This is a genomic window from Coleofasciculus sp. H7-2 (assembly GCF_042747725.1).
Classification (GTDB): Bacteria; Cyanobacteriota; Cyanobacteriia; order Cyanobacteriales; family FACHB-T130; genus FACHB-T130.
In genome coordinates this window covers 31,819-47,193 of the sequence record NZ_JBHZGO010000109.1, presented here as the reverse complement: position 1 = coordinate 47,193, position 15,375 = coordinate 31,819, and the positions used below count along the sequence as shown (strand labels likewise).

At 48.6% G+C, this 15,375-nt stretch carries 11 protein-coding genes and 2 pseudogenes; 2 read left to right on the top strand and 11 right to left on the bottom strand.

Annotation, left to right across the window (positions count from 1 at the left end):
* Positions 1-138 precede the first annotated feature (138 nt).
* The 3 genes from ACFW2W_RS24215 to ACFW2W_RS24205 form a co-directional block, all read right to left on the bottom strand.
* The gene (locus ACFW2W_RS24215; protein WP_378184371.1) at positions 139-975 is read right to left on the bottom strand and encodes a CPBP family intramembrane glutamic endopeptidase; all 837 of its coding nucleotides are present in this window, start codon (positions 973-975) and stop codon (positions 139-141) included.
* Positions 976-1,017: 42 nt separating this feature from the next.
* Entirely contained in the window at positions 1,018-1,299 is a 282-nt protein-coding gene (gene clpS, locus ACFW2W_RS24210) for an ATP-dependent Clp protease adapter ClpS (protein WP_378184305.1), read from the bottom strand.
* 191 nt (positions 1,300-1,490) lie between these two features.
* Entirely contained in the window at positions 1,491-1,628 is a 138-nt protein-coding gene (locus tag ACFW2W_RS24205; protein ID WP_378184303.1) for a hypothetical protein, read from the bottom strand.
* 59 nt (positions 1,629-1,687) lie between these two features.
* On the opposite strand from ACFW2W_RS24205, the gene ACFW2W_RS24200 reads away from it, so the two are divergent.
* A complete protein-coding gene (locus ACFW2W_RS24200) occupies positions 1,688-2,581 on the top strand; it encodes an alpha/beta fold hydrolase (RefSeq protein ID WP_378184301.1) in 894 nt (297 codons plus the stop codon).
* Between the two features lie 7 nt (positions 2,582-2,588).
* Here ACFW2W_RS24200 and ACFW2W_RS24195 read toward each other — a convergent pair whose 3' ends face one another.
* The 5 genes and pseudogenes from ACFW2W_RS24195 to ACFW2W_RS24175 form a co-directional block, all read right to left on the bottom strand.
* Complete coding sequence (locus ACFW2W_RS24195; RefSeq protein ID WP_378184299.1) at positions 2,589-6,983, bottom strand: CHAT domain-containing protein; 4,395 nt, start codon at positions 6,981-6,983, stop codon at positions 2,589-2,591.
* Positions 6,984-7,695: 712 nt separating this feature from the next.
* Positions 7,696-8,154: pseudogene (locus ACFW2W_RS24190) on the bottom strand (CHAT domain-containing protein); the annotation flags it as partial.
* Entirely contained in the window at positions 8,138-8,473 is a 336-nt protein-coding gene (locus tag ACFW2W_RS24185) for a tetratricopeptide repeat protein (protein ID WP_378184297.1), read from the bottom strand. The gene ACFW2W_RS24185 and the pseudogene ACFW2W_RS24190, both read right to left, overlap by 17 nt.
* Positions 8,460-8,941 (bottom strand): annotated as a pseudogene (locus ACFW2W_RS24180) (IS5/IS1182 family transposase). Before ACFW2W_RS24180 ends, ACFW2W_RS24185 begins: the two are co-directional and overlap by 14 nt.
* 183 nt (positions 8,942-9,124) lie before the next feature.
* Positions 9,125-9,337 carry a transposase gene (locus tag ACFW2W_RS24175; RefSeq protein WP_378184295.1) on the bottom strand — a complete coding sequence of 71 codons (213 nt, stop codon included), beginning with the start codon at positions 9,335-9,337 and terminating at the stop codon, positions 9,125-9,127.
* 56 nt (positions 9,338-9,393) lie between these two features.
* Here ACFW2W_RS24175 and ACFW2W_RS24170 point away from each other — a divergent pair, with 56 nt between their 5' ends.
* The gene (locus ACFW2W_RS24170) at positions 9,394-9,720 is read left to right on the top strand and encodes a hypothetical protein (protein ID WP_378184293.1); all 327 of its coding nucleotides are present in this window, start codon (positions 9,394-9,396) and stop codon (positions 9,718-9,720) included.
* Here ACFW2W_RS24170 and ACFW2W_RS24165 read toward each other — a convergent pair.
* The 3 genes from ACFW2W_RS24165 to ACFW2W_RS24155 all read right to left on the bottom strand — a co-directional run bounded on the left by ACFW2W_RS24165 (position 9,681) and on the right by ACFW2W_RS24155 (position 15,041).
* Positions 9,681-14,141, bottom strand: a complete 4,461-nt coding sequence (locus tag ACFW2W_RS24165) for a CHAT domain-containing protein (protein ID WP_378184291.1) — start codon at positions 14,139-14,141, stop codon at positions 9,681-9,683. The two genes, ACFW2W_RS24170 and ACFW2W_RS24165, sit on opposite strands and share 40 nt — an antisense overlap.
* Before the next feature lie 199 nt (positions 14,142-14,340).
* Entirely contained in the window at positions 14,341-14,694 is a 354-nt protein-coding gene (locus ACFW2W_RS24160; protein WP_378184289.1) for a class I SAM-dependent methyltransferase, read from the bottom strand.
* Positions 14,695-14,696: 2 nt separating this feature from the next.
* Positions 14,697-15,041 carry a glycosyltransferase gene (locus tag ACFW2W_RS24155; RefSeq protein ID WP_378184287.1) on the bottom strand — a complete coding sequence of 115 codons (345 nt, stop codon included), beginning with the start codon at positions 15,039-15,041 and terminating at the stop codon, positions 14,697-14,699.
* Positions 15,042-15,375 lie beyond the last annotated feature (334 nt).

The window sequence follows — 15,375 nt, the reverse complement described above, 5'->3', positions numbered from 1 at the left end:
GCTCCTCCAAAATCGCTTCCCGAATGCGCCACAACTAAGTTTTATAATACTTTTCGGTTAACCTCTCTCCAAAGAGTTTGGTTTGCCTGATAGCTGGCGACTCCGCCAATCCAGAAGCAAGATTGGGCGATCGCTAGTTTACCATTGGGGCGAACGTAGTGAATGCGGAAGCGATCGCATCCCAAACGCCAAAACGCTCAAAAACACCAACCCGATTACCCCCGCCAAAGGATTCTTGTCAACACCAGTAATCCAGTCGGACACCCGACCAGAAAATTGCACCAGATTCCCCACATTAATCATGTAATATCCCCAAACCAAACCAGCGTGCAGACCAATCGAGAGTCCCAGACGCCCCTTGCTTCGGCGCTTCGCCCAAACCAGCGTTAATCCCAGCAGCAACAACCCTGGAAATCCCGGCAAAGTCCGAAAAATCTCCCTAAGCGGCTTCAGAAAATGTAGCAGCGCAAAGATAAAAGCATCTGCCAAAAGAGATACGCGGGGGCGATAATCCCGTTCCAACTCATCTAGCAGCCAGCCTCGGAATACCAATTCCTCTGCAAAACCGATACCCAGAGCGCTCGCCAACCCTTCTAAAATCAGTTTGGGTAATGGAATTGTCGCAGGCTGCCACACCAGCCAACCCAATAGCCCCTCCAGCCCAAATAGACTGAAAGTAATCAATCCGCCAATACCAAGTCCAAAGAAAAGTTCTTTGGCATTTTGCCGCGTTCCTTGTAAACCATAGCTTCGCAGCAGATGGGGTTGCTGATAGACTTTCTGACCCCACCACCGAACAAGCAGGAGAAACGCTGCAAACAACAGCCCCATCGTCAGGATGGTGACTAAGTTGGGATCTTTACTCAAGAGTAAGTAAATTGGTGCAGCTACCGGCAACCAGAGCAAGAGTAAACTCAGCACAAAACAGCCTAGCCGCGCCGGTGCCGGGTACTGGGCTAAACGGACAAAGTTTATTTTTAACAACCTCTTGCCTCTTACTTGTTGCCTGGGCGTATCTTATTCGTCTGGTTCAATGGTGCTGGTCAATCCTTGGTTATTCAAAGTTTCGCTATAGAACTCCGCATGCTCCAAGGCGCAAGTAATCACTAGAGCCAGCCCATTGGTATGAGCTTCCATCATGATACTGACAGCCTGAGGTTGCGTGATCCCAGGCACCGTCGTTATCAAAACCTGCACCACGTACTCCATTGGGTTGAAGTCATCATTATGGAGCAACACACGATAACGAGGCGCGAGTTTACGGACTGTTGAACGCTTTTCTACGGTTTCGACAGACACTGCTCTCCCCTCTTGCTTACTGATCTACGATTGATAAATGCTACTTGAACTCTCCCGTTTTCTGCCCCAGATGCGATGCGAACAGAGCTTGCGTGCTACCCTACGGAAAGCCGCTACGCACCTACGCTACCCCATCTGAGTTGGGTCGCTCAAGGCAAATGTTAAGATTATAGCTGCTTTTTTTATATTGCTCAATACTTATGCATTCTGCGGAGGCGATCGCTCGTCACTTCTGCGTCACTCCAGCATTTCCATCGCGTGTGAATACCTTCCCTAAGCGGATGCAGCGACCAAGCCCCTAGACCGAGCGAGTAAATGTCTAAGGTCATCCAGCCTTCCTGAGAAGCTAAAATAATAGAGTTAACATTACTTAACAATTTTTCCGACCATGCAGGCAACCCCAGCAGCCTCTACCGTCCCCATTCCCGGCACTTATTGGCAATGGCGGGGACAATCCATCTACTATGTACGGGCAGGACAACCGCAACTCGAACGCCCGCCCATATTATTGATTCATGGCTTTGGTGCCTCTACAGACCACTGGCGCAAGAATATTACTCAACTAAGTCAGGATTTTGAAGTTTGGGCGATCGATCTGCTGGGCTTTGGACGTTCAGCCAAGCCGGAGTGGCAGTATGGTGGCGACTTGTGGCGAGACCAACTGTATGATTTCATCACTAACGTGATTCGTCAGCCAGTTGTGTTAGCAGGAAACTCTCTAGGCGGATATTCGGGGCTTTGCGTGGCAGCCCAGCGTCCATCAGCCGCTGCTGGGTTAGTATTGCTCAATAGTGCTGGCCCGTTTACCAATCTTAAAGTGCCGACTCAACCGAACCCCATCCAAAAAGTGATGGGTGAAGTCGTTCAGTCACTTTTTCGGCAACCTTGGGCTAGTTTTCTGTTGTTCCAGTACGCGCGACAACGTTCAGTCATTCGGAATACGCTCCAGAAAGTTTATCTCGACCAGAGTGCGATCACCGATCGGTTGGTGGAAGAAATTTACCGCCCCTCCTGCGATCCGGGTGCTGCTCAAGTGTTTGCTTCTGTCTTCAGAACGCCTCAAGGCGAAAAAGTTGACGTTTTATTGAAGCAGATGCGCTGTCCCTTGTTGCTGTTGTGGGGAGAAGCAGATCCCTGGATGAATGCAAGAGATAGAGCCGAGCAATTTCGCCAATACTATCCTCAACTGACAGAGCATTTTCTGCAAGCAGGTCACTGTCCCCATGATGAGGTGCCAGAACAGGTAAATGTTCTGATGCGCTCGTGGGTATTAAACCATTAAAAATGGCTTACCAAGGATTGCCGATCATGGTGAACGCTGCCCAGTAATAGGGATGAGAGAGTTTCTTATTCCCTAACCCTGCCAATTCTGGAGGCAGCAATATATCTTCTGTGGAAGTATGCATTTTATTTCCCTCAATGCTTACTTCTCCGTTGATCATCGATATCTGTGCCCGCCGCAATGCCTCCGCTTTGATGGGGGCTTTTTTCAATTGCGTATAGAAGCTGGTCATCAGTCCCAGCGTCCCTTCATCGCTGACGTACCACAGACTTCCCATTGCCGATTTTACGCCTGCTTGCACAGCCAATCCAGCAAAGCCCATCTCTGCCTGTTCATTGCCTAACGCCGTGCGACAGGCACTCAGCACTAATAGCTCTACGGGTGGATCGTTCCAGCCCATTTGCTTTAGCTGATTCAATCGGAGCTTGGTGTCCCATAGCTGAATGTAGGATTGGCTAGGAGGGCCTAACTCAAATTCGGCATGGGTTGCTAGGTGGACAATCCCAAAGGGCTGCGAGTAGCGCTGGGACTTGAGATTCTTTAGAGTGAAGGCGTCGTTCAGGAAGGCTTTGCCTTTCCACAGCTGGGGCGTAATCATTGACAACTCCAGCGGCACTGATGGTAACGAGCTTTGTTCGGGAAACTTCTCCGCTCCCATTGCCAGGACGTGGGAATTTTTAATGTCTTTGAAGAGAGTATCAGTCAAACTAAGACTGGGCATCAGACCCGTACTGTATTTCTCCACCAGAAACTTTTGACCATCGTGGAGAGCGGCAATCGGGATGGAGCGTAACCCACTGTCTGCGAGGAAGACCATATTCTGGATGCCTCGCGCTTGTAAATCGGCTTCAACGGGTGCAATCAGCCACTTATAAAGTTTTTGGGCTGGAGCCAGGTAAGCCTGCTGTTTCCGGGGGTTAATCACTTCGGCGCGGAATTGATCGGCAACTTTGATTACTTGCGATCGCGTTGTCCCAGAAATCCGCTTGCGAATTGGTACACCATCAGAAGTCACCACCAATATTTCTAACTGGTCGCTATTGTTATGCCCTCCCCCATTGACCTTACTTAGGGAACTAGATTGCTGCACATTTTCTGGTTGATTGAACGGCTGTAGTGACTTAGTTCCGTTGAAAGCCGTCGTATCCAGTAGGCTCGGATCGAGTGCAATCGTCTGGGGCACAAAAGTTACATAGATGAGTGCCGGTTTCACCCCAGTCGCTTTCTCAATTTTTTGCAGAATATTACGAGCCTGCGCCAATGTTGTAGTCCGAGAAGCAGTGGGTTGCCCCAAATATTGCTCAAATTCACGGGTGAAGGATTCTTCTAGCACTGCAACAGATTCATCTACATTCGCCTGTGAAGACGATTCCGCATTCACCTTTTGTGATGATGAATTTTGCTTGCTCGAAGAGGTAGAAACCCGATCGTCTCCTGAGCCGGATAGGTCATCTCCCTGGCTTGTTCCGTCATCTCCTTGGCTTGCTTGATCGCTGCTAGAGCTGCCGGAGCCTGTGTTTTTGCCCGTGCCACCACCGCCCGTGCTACCGCCGCTGGTGTCACCGCCGCCCGTTTTTCCACCCGTGCCACCACCGTCCGTGCCACTGGAGGAGCCTGTGTTTTTGCCCGTGCCACCGGAAGAGCCTGTGTTTTTACCCGTGCCACCGGAAGAGCCTGTGTTTTTGCCCGTGTTCCCACCACCTGTGCCGGAGCCAGCGTCATTGCCACCCGTTCCGGAGCCGTTACTTCCACCCGTATCGGAGCCAGTGTCATTGCCACCCGTTCCGGAGCCGTCATTGCCACCCGTACCGCTGGAGCCAGCGTCATTGCCACCCGTACCGCTGGAGCCAGCGTCATTGCCACCCGTACCGCTGGAGCCAGTGTCATTGCCACCCGTTCCGGAGCCAGCGTCATTGCCACCCGTTCCGGAGCCAGCGTCATTGCCACCCGTTCCGGAAGCGTCATTGCCACCCGTTCCGGAAGCGTCATTGCCACCCGTTCCGGAAGCGTCATTGCCACCCGTTCCGGAAGCGTCATTGCCACCCGTTCCGGAAGCGTCATTGCCACCCGTTCCGGAAGCGTCATTGTTGCCACCCGTGTCGCTGGAGCCAGTGTCATTGCCCGGAGACGGAGTTGGTGCCGGAGCTGGTGCCGGAGACGGAGCTGGTGCCGGAGACGGAGCTGGTGCCGGAGCTGGTGCTGGTGCCGGAGTAGGGAGGGGATTGGGAGTGGGACTTGGAGTAGGGAGGGGATTGGGAACGGGAGTCGGAGCCGGAGTCGGAGCCGGAGTCGGAGTCGGAGTACCTACGACGATCTTAGATCCCGGCAGATTTATAGGACTTGCGCTACCTGCTGTTAAAGTAATAGTGCCCCAAGTGCCTTGGTTGCCATTGCCATTGCCTGTATGTGTCGCATCTATATCGCCGTATGAAATGCTGCCTTGAGCGGACAACTTTACATTACCAGAATTGCCTTGACCCACAGCCGTTGTTGTGATGCCGCCGGTAGTAATGTTGCCTTGCTGTGCGGTCAAATTTATCTCACCACCATTATTTTTGCCCTTAGCATCTGTTGCGATCTTGCCAGTGTTAATGTTGCCCTGTTGTGCAGTCAGCGTTACACTACCAGCACCGCCAGTGTTGCCCTTCGCAGAAGTATTAATATTTCCAACTGTTACACTTGCTCCTGTAATGGTTAACGCTCTCCCCGAAGCTGTGATGGATTGCGTTTTCTCCATTGAAAAAGACCCGACACCACTGTTATCGGCGTCGGCAGTAAAGGTAATCGACCCACCAGAAGAAAAGTCCAGCGACACACCGTTGTCGATGGTAATATCATTAGTCGCTTGTAGTAAGACGTTACCACTCTGGTTTTCGAGTACGCTCTTGGAGATGGTGAAGTCTACCGCATCCCCCCCATCAGCAGATAAAATTTGGCCTAATAGGTCTCCTGTATTCAGAAGATCGACATTGAGTTGGTCGTCGTTCGCACCACCTGTAGCGACTATTTTGATATTCGTTGGGTCGAGGAGAATGGTGCCGTCTATGCCGTTAGTGGCACCTACATTCACCTCTCCTTTGAATGCTAAGTTTTCCTTGCCGGATACCTCGACGAAGCCGCCATTGCCTTGATTGATGCCGCCACTAGCACCGATCTTGCCATAGAAGCCGGTTACTTTGTCTGCCCAGACGATGACATGACCGCCATCGCCGTTGAGCAAACTGTCAGCATTGATCGTAGAGTCGCTGCTGATGTAGGTATGAGAGGCGTTCGGGATGGTGCCTTTCCCCTGAAAATCACCACCAATCAGTACGGTGCCGCCGCCATTGGTGCCAGAAGCGTTAACATTGGCACTAACCAGCCCCACTTTGTCGCCCAAGACTTGCACGGTGCCGCCAGTCTGACCTGAAACGTTGAGAGTGCCAGAGGCGATCGCTGTCCCTGGATCTGTGGGAATGCTAACCCCAGACCCCGTTAACACTACCTGACCGTTGCTGTTGACTGTTAGCCCAGTGGCACTCCCTGCACCGCCTCCCGTTAACAGTTGTGGTAAGGAAGCAACTGGCAATGTCCAATTTGGCGGCTGGCTACCGGCTGCTATGGGTTTAATTTCTAAGCTCAGTAGGTTCCCTGGTTGACTCAGGCGGACTATGTTCTCGCCCGGTACGGCTGTTAAGGTGATATTACCCCCAGGAGCTGTCAGGGTTCCGGTATTTACTACGCTACCGCCCACGAAAGCAATATCTTTTCCCGCGCCTACACTCAGCTGCCCTGCGTTGATAATTGCACCGGGTTGAGCGTTGGTGAAGGCAAAGGCGTTGGGTTCTCCCCCTAGGTCAGCATAATTATTGTTACCAGATGCATTGAACCAGTTGTTGCCAAAACCAATTCCTGTGGCAGTGGTGGCGGTGAAGCTTCCGTTTACGTTTAAGCTGGCGTTGGCACCCAATACAATGCCAGATGGGTTAATTAGAAACAGATTGGAATTGCCATTCGTAACTTGGAGCAGACCATTAATTATCGATGGGCTGCCGCCAGTGACGCGACCCAATATATTTTTAATATTTTGGTTAGAGAGAAAATTCGCAATTTGGTTGGCGTTGAGACCAAACTCGGAGAAACTGTGAAACAGGTTTGCCCCATTACTGGAGGTTTTGCCCCCAGTGATGTCGAAACTGTTGCCATTGGGATTGACAATGGTGTTCGTGCTGTTGGTGGGGTCCTTATCTGGAACAATTTGTGCCTGCGCGATCGCCCACTCGATGCCCCCTGGAGCGATCGCAGGCAACATCCAAAAAGCGAAGGGGAAAATTAGATATCTTATCCTTTTTCCTTTTTCTCTTTTCACTTTAAAATCTTTTGCCTTCAGCAACAGACTGATTTCACACACAGCGACTTTCATTTGCCTAATTCCTGGAAAGAAACACGTCGCTCGTTGCCACTTCTGGAACTGTCACCCCAACTCGTGTTACAGGTAGCAGGAAGCCAGATACTTGGTAAGAATGCACCGAATTTTATTTTTCTACTCTCAAATAGAAAAGTGGGGGAAGCGGCAAAAAACCAAAATTTAGCTTGACCTGTCCAGCCCCATCTCCAAGTTATCCTCAAAAAGCAGATTTTAGCCATTTTTAATACTTTTATTTTAACAAGATATGCTAACGTACTTTTCTCTCTACAGCTATATAAACTTCATAGGTGAACGCATTCCTTTTAGGAGATGGTGAAATTATTTTATTTTGTAAAATTAATTATCTGTGACGCTGTTTGAGTCTATGCCAATCGGGAATTGCCAATCATCGTCAAGACGGATGATTAGGCAAATTTTGATTTTTCACTTCGAGCAGTTCAGGCGGCAACATATATCCTTCCGGAGTATACCGCTTTGTGCCCTTAAAAGTACCCTCCCTTCAACATTGCCGCGTGCGCCGATGGTAGCCCAGGGCTTTGCTGCACCGATCCGAAAAGTCTGTCATTTATCTGAGAATTGGGCGATCGCTGAAGGACCAAAGACTCACTACCGCTTTTGCTGCCACTACATCCTGAGTTTTAGGATTTCCGCAAGAATTGGCGTTAACTGAAAAGTATTGACTCCAATCTTACTCAAATATTGCCGTTCACTGCGCTTCGCCAATCAGGGTAAATGCCGCCCAGTCTAATGGGTTTGGGTAGGTTTTTAGGGTTGTTAGCATGGCACTTCGCAGCGCAGTAGCTCTGTCTGGATTTCCCTGGAGATTTTGATAAAACTCCGTCATCAGGAATGAAGTAGGGGCATCGGGGATCGCCCACAATGACACGATAACGCTGGGAACTCCAGCGGAAATAAAAGCACGAGACAGTCCGATAACGCCATCGCCTGTAATTCGACCTCTTCCTGTGTCACAAGCACTCAAAACCACCAATTCGGCATACCGTAAAGACGAACTGCTTTGCGGTATGCCGAAAGCGGCTGGCTCTGATCGTGCGTACAGATCCAGTATTTCACCGGCTGTCAGCAAACCACTATCTTTCCCGTCTGATGCCAGGGCGAGCGCACCCGGTATCCCGATTCCCTGAAAATCATCTAATAAATAGTGTTTGCTCTGCTTCGAGAAGGTTGCCAGATTGAAGCAGTGCATCGCCTAAATTACTAAGTGCCTGTCCTTCCCCAGCGCGGTCATGAAGTTCTCGCGCGATCGCTAAATATTGTTGATGGTATTCGGCTGATAAGCGATATTTTTTTAAACCATAGTAAACTAATCCCAAATTGCCTAACGCCCGACCTTCGCCCCCGCGATCTTGAAGTTGTCGCGCTAGGCGCAAATGTTGCTCTTGGTAATTCATTGCTCTGGGATAATCTCCCTGAGCAAAATAAGCAATTCCTAGAACCCATTTGAGATATTTAAGAAGCTGCAAGCCTCTTGATCATGAGTCTGACGAAACAAAGATTGAGCTTGGTCGTGGCATTTGGTAAGGTGCGCTCAAAGTTCTTGACGAGAATTTTACATCGTTCCATCCAAGCATTCGAGCGCTCAATCACCGTTCGGCTGAGCGCTCACGTCGAAGCCACCGCGCCACTGCTGGCACAAATCCAGATTTTCCTTGGGCAGCTTTCTGTTGTTTTGAAGGTTTGGTTGAAAACTCAAACTTAATCTTCCGCATTATCTGGGGATACACCAACTCTTGCTCTTGAGTCAGATGCTCCAGGTGATAGCCATGATCGAGCAAGATTGTGATCTTGGGAATGTTCATCGGTTTTGACTGGAAATAGTCAATGTTGTGCGTCAGCATCTCAATCAGCCCAGCATCGTCCGTCACATTCGCCCTCGTGCAGTGCGTGAAGAACGGGAAGCCCAATGTATCGACAGCGAGATGTCGTTTAATCCCATTGGTTGCTTTTTAGAAGCAGAATCCCTTCGAGTCTACACTTGCATTACAGGTATTTTGCACCGCTTGCGAGTCGATGATGATCAAGGTCTTCCACTTGGCTTTTTTTTTACACCTTCGCGCACTTGTCCATGCAGAACGCCCATCAGTTGCTCAATTGCTCCAGCTTCTCGCCACTGTTTATAGTGCCAATAGACCGTTGAATAAGGTGGTAAGTATGCAGGGCAAATCTTCCCAATTGCAGCCATTCTTGAGTTGATAGAAGATGCCATCTAAGATTTCTCGCTGACTCCAGTTCATCGGAGGCGTGCGTTTCTTCTGCGGTAGTACCTCAACCAATAACGGTTCCAGAATCTCCCATTCTGCGTCGGTGAGGCTACTGGAGTATGGCATGGCATCTGAAGTAAAGTTTGGCAATCACTTTACTTCACCCCAGTAAAAGATGTCAAATGGGTTCTATAAGCTATCAGTTGAATGGCACTGATTTAACGGGAATTGAGTTTTATCGTAGGTTGAACCCTTGCATTAGCGAAACCCAACAAAAACAACGTCGGCGTTGGGTTTCGCTAATGCTGAATGCAAGTACAATCTTCTCTCCCCTTTTTCCCTCAGTCCTCCCTCCTCAGTCCTCCCTCCTCAGTCCTCAGTCCTCCCTCCTCAGTCCTCAGTCCTCCCTCCTCAGTCCTCCCTCCTCAGTCCTCAGCCCTCATTCCTCACTCCTCCCTCCTCAGCCCTTTTACCAAGGATTGCCAATCAACGTGAAAGCTGCCCAGTAGAAAGGATGCTCAAGGCTTCTGTTTCCCAATCCAGCCATAGAGGGTGGTAAAGGGAAGCTGCCATTGAGGGTGCGGAGTTGACCTCCCTCTAAACGCACTTGCCCCTTAAGCATTGCCACCTGTGCCTGACGCACCGCCTCTGCCTTGATGGGGGCTTTTTTCAATTGTTCGTAGAACTCTGTCATCAACCCCAAAGTCCCTTCATCGCTGACGTACCAGAGACTTGCTAGAGATGACTTGACGCCTGCCTGCACTGATAACCCGGCAAAGCCCAACTCTGCCTGCTCATCTCCCAAGGCTGTACGACAGGCACTCAGCACCAGTAATTCTACAGGAGGGTCATTCCAGCCTAACTGCCGCAGCTGATCCAATCTCAGCTTGGTGTCCCACAGTTGAATATAGGAATTGCTCGGTTCCCCTGACTTAAATTCTCCGTGCGTGCCCAAGTGAACAATTCCGAAAGGTTCTTGCTGGCGCTGCGCCTTGAGATTCTTTAGAGTGAAGGCATCGTTGAGGAAAGATTTACCCGACCATAGAGAAGAGGCGATAATAGACAATTCCACTGGCACGGCAGGTAAGGGGTTTTGGTTGGTAAATTTGGCTGCCCCCATTGCTAGGACTTGGGATTTTTTAATATCCCGGTAACGAGTATCGGTAAGGCTAAGACTGGGCATGAGTCCGACACTATATTTTTCCACTAGGAATTTTTGACCATCGTGGAGGGCGGCGACGGGGAGACTTCGCAACCCAGTATCCATGAGGAAAACCAAATTATCAATCTTGCTAGCTTCTAAATCAGCTTTTACGGGTGCTATCAACCACTTATAGAGTTGTTGGGAGGAATTCAGGTAACGGTTTGTTTTGATCGGCTTAGTGATTTCTGAGCGAAATTCCTGGGCGACTTTGAGAACTTGATGGCGTGTTGCCCCTGTGACTCTCCTGCGAATTGGTGGCTTTTTGGCTGTCACGATGACGAGTTCAAGTTGGTCGTTATCTTGTGGGAGAGTATTGTTTGACGATTGAGCTGGAATTTGAGCTAGCTGATTTAGGGCTAATCCCTGAGAGTTGAATTGCCAAAAAATGTCTGATTCTGATGCGGGATAAGGGAATTGGCTTTTGTCTGCCGCCGTCCCTGGTGTAACTGTTTCAGGCAAAAACGCGACATAAATGAGTGCCGGTTTCACTCCAGTTGCTTTCTCAATTTCGTTAAGAATTTCACGCGCCTCATCCAAGGTTTTTAGTGGAATATCGGAACCAAGTCCCAAATATTCCTGGAATTGCCGTGTAAACTCTTGGTCGATTTGAGCAACAACCGGATCGATTTCGACTGAGGCAAGGGTTCTAGTTGCCGCTAGTTGTGTCAGAGGCATCTCCTGCGGTGGTGATAATTCCCTAGAAAGTGGCGCTGGGGACGGTGTTGGGGTGGGGATTGGAGTGGGAATGGGTGTGGGGATGGGTGTGGGGATGGGTGTGGGGATTGGCTGAGCTACATTGATGGTGAGCTGTTGCGGGGCGGAGAAGGAAACGCGATCGCTCGCACTAATTGTAAAGGCATTGAGCAAACCAATCGCGTCCCCTGGCGGTGTGTAAACTAAAACATCGCTCAAAGACAAAATGGTTCCCGGTACGATGACGGTACCATCTTGTTTGGTCAGCGTTCCCCCATTAATTGCGTCAATGCGTATTGAGGTAAAGTCGCTATTGCTATCAGTTATAACTGGATTTAAACTCGCAACAGTGAACGTAATCGACTGATTTTGTTGAGTATTCGTTAGCAGGGTATTTGCGGTCAAATTCGGTGCTTGGTTGATAAAGGTTATCCCAATGCCATCGACACTAGGATTGCCCACCTCGAAGGTATTGTTATTGGGAATTAGGGTATCGATAGATGGAATTGTTTGTGTAGGAGAAAGTAGCTCCCCATTTCCACTACTTCCACCCGTATCAATCTCTCCCGCCGTACCATTTTTACTGGCATCGCCGACGATAAATTGAAAGTTATCTGGTCCCCCATCATGCTGGATGAAAACAGAGCCTCCTTGAGTCACTCCACTGGTGAGGATGGTTGTCAGCCGGACAAGACCTGTAATTGTGTTCTTTCCTTTGACGACTCCTAGAGCAGATATTGTGACATTGCCACCGAAGAGAGAGCCATCTAGTCCATCTCCTGCTTCTTGGATAGCTTGGGTATTAATCGTCTCAAAGGTAATATTGTCATCTGTTGTTAAGCTGACTAATCCACCAGTTGCGTCAAGGATATCACCATAAGTTGCGGGGGGATTAAGAGTAGCAGAGGAATTGATGTTGCCGGTGATTATATCGTCCTTAGCTGTTAAGTTGACCGCACCCCCTGTAGCAACGATGGGGTCAATAGCAGAGGAATCAATGTCGCCGGTTTGAATACTACCTTGTGCATCTAAGGTAACTGAGCCGCCTATAGCATCTAATAAAATGTCACTACCAGCGATGAGAGTAACCACAGCAGAGGAATTAATTGCATCTGTTGTAATATTGCCTCCAGCAGTTATCTTGACGTTACCCCCTGTAGCGCCTGGGTTATCTCCAAGTGAAAATATGTCAGCTTCTGCAAAAGAATTAATTGCGCCTGTGGTGATATTACTTCCAGCTTCTAGAGTAACTGCGCCACCTGTAGATGAATTATTAGAGAAGGTAGAGGTGTCTAGATTGCCCGTAGCGATCGCGCCGTTGTTGCTGTTAAGTTGAATCTGACCACCATCGGTATTGATATTTCCAACAGTGAGACTCGCTCCAGAAATCGTTACTGCGTTTCCAAAAGTCTGGATAGTATCTCCTTGATTCATCGAAAAAGCTCCAACACCATCACCGTCAAAATCGGCAATCAAGGTAATTGATCCGTTAGCGTTCAGAGTGTTGTCAGCTAGGTCTTCAATGGTGATATTGTTAGTCGCCTGTAGAATGATGTCAGCATTCACATTTTCAAATTCTGACTCGAAGATGATCGTCGGCGTGGTGTCAGTGCTAACTACTTGACCTAAAGTGCCAGAAGGGTTGCCAGTAAAGCTATTGTTTAAGCCGTCCGTGTCATCTCCATCGTCAGTGCCATTCCTGATGATGATGTCAGTCGGGTCAAGTAGCAGAGTGCCGACTTTACCTTGTGGCGCACTTGTATCCACCGTGCCTTTGAAAGTTAAGCTTTCCTTGCCCGAAACTTCTACTAATCCGCCATTGCCGGAATTATTGCCGCCACGGGCACTAATATTGCCGTAAAATTCAGTTGCCTTGTCAGACCAAACAATCGCACGACCCCCATTGCCGTCGTTTTTGCTATCGACATTGATCGAAGAATCTGGACTGACATAAGTTCTAGAGGCATTCGGTACCGTCCCTTTACCTTGATAATCGCCGCCAATTAGTACCGTTCCGCCGCCGAGACTGCCGGAAGCGTTGATATTGGCACCCACCAAACCTACTTTGTCCCCCAGAACCTGCACTTTACCGCCAGTCTTCCCGGATGCGTCAAGGTTGCCAGCTACAATCGCAGTGCCTGTATCCGTGGGGATGGCAACACCAGATCCCGTGAGTACCACTTGACCTTTGCTATTAACGGTGAGTTTAGTAGCATTCCCAACTTTCCCGCCAGTCAGCAGCTGCGGTACGGATTGGGGATTAGGGATGGGGGATTGGGGATTAAAATTCTGAGTCGCCACCTCCAAACTAAGTAGGTTTCCAGGTTGGCTAATCCGCACGGATTTTCCGCCGGGAACCGCTGCTACGGTGATATTTCCTTCGAGTGCTGAAAGTTGCCCGGTATTGACGATAGTGCCACCGAGTAAGGTGAGATTTTTTCCCTGTCCTACTGCTAAGTTTCCAGCGTTAACAATGGCACCGGGTTGGGGAGTCGTGAAAGCAAAAGTGCTGGGATTTCCTTCTAAAGCGGCATAATTATTATTGCCAATGGCATTAAACCAATTGTTGCCAAAGCCGATACTGTTGGCGGTGGTGGCAGTGAAAGATGCAGGCACATTCAGACTAGCGTTGTTGCCAAATACAATTCCGGCTGGATTGATCAAAAATAAGTTGGAATTGCCGCCAGTTACTTGAATTAAGCCATTAATGACGGAGACATCTCCACCCACGACTCGACCGAGAATATTCTGAATGGTGGGGGTGGATAGGAAGTTAGCAGTCTCACCTTGATTGAGACCAAATTGGTTAAAGCTGTGGAAGAGATTCTCGCCTTGGCTTGATAGCTTACCGCCAGTGATGTCGAAGCGAACCGAAGGTCCTCCTTTGAGGACATCGCCATTGGTGTTGACAAGGGTGCCAGTACCATCAGCAGCCGGAATGATCGATTGTGCCAAGGCTTGTTCTAAGCTGATGGTTCCGGCAAGAGGCAAGGCTGCCATCAGTAGGCTGACTCTTCTCACTAGGGGTTTCATATTACTCTCGCTTTCAGATATTAAGAAATATTGAACAACCAATCGCAGTTCTGCTTTGTCGAAGTCACTACGTTTTTGTTTACACTGGTTGTGCCTTTTAACCAATCGCTCACTGTCACGTATTTTCCAGACAGTTATTCTACTGCTGTTATAACTTATCTGAAGCAAAATTGTCTTCAGTAATTAAACGCAGCCAAGTCTAAGGAAAAAGTTTCTGTAGAAGAATTTGATGAGACTTATGGATTAATTTAATTTTACCGTAAAAAACTGCTACAAAAGCGTCTATTCCCACTTTGGAATTTTGAAGGTTATTGTCGGCAAAAATAAAATCATAATCGTTAAAAATTATCATGCCGCCAACTTTAACAAGCGCCCAACTTAAAACGGCATCTTCAAGAACATCGCTGGCTATGTGGGAGCCATCAATGTAAACAAAATCATAAAAATCTAAAGGTAAAGAACGCAATATTTGTTGAGATTTACCTACTATTTTCCGTACCTTTTTGACTGTTACTGTCCGACTGATGTTAAAGTCAAACCGCCCCTCTATCAAGCTTATATAGTCAAAATCATATCTTTGATGAACTGCCTAATAACCGTTGTATAAGGTGATAGTAAGGATGCATTGAGAAAGTTTGGTAAACTCTCTAGCGCCCGATCATCCCCATCTAGAATAAATACTTGTTGTACGTTTTCTCTTTTTGCATCAGCCAGAGCCTGTATCAGCGTAGAAGCTGGCCCCCGATGCTCTAGTCGTCTGATTTTGCATCTATTTTTAACAGCAGCCAAATCAGGAAAATTCTTGCTTCCATCATCGTATACAACAATATCAAAATCTCCCTGAATCGAACGGATAGCCCGTTCTAAATATGGGATAGCTGGAATCGTAATATAGAACAATTATCCGTGTCATCGCTTTCAATCAGGACTCGCCGCACATCACCGCATCTGGGGGCAACCACAGGGGGATTGCCCTTACAAAACTCTATATGTATAAGCTTTGCGTAAGTCCTGTCAATTTAAGAATGCAGAACAGCCTTCATCCCAAACCAGTCGCTCAAAATTACCCTAGTCTGATTTAGGATGCTTTCGATGGCAGACTCCAGATAACTTTTGCGGTTATAGCGTCAGGACTCGCCGCACATCACCACATCTGAGGGCTTTTCCCAGGGGGATTGCCCCTAAAAAACGCTATATGTATAAGCTTTGCTTAAGTCCTGAGCGTTTCAAGAGT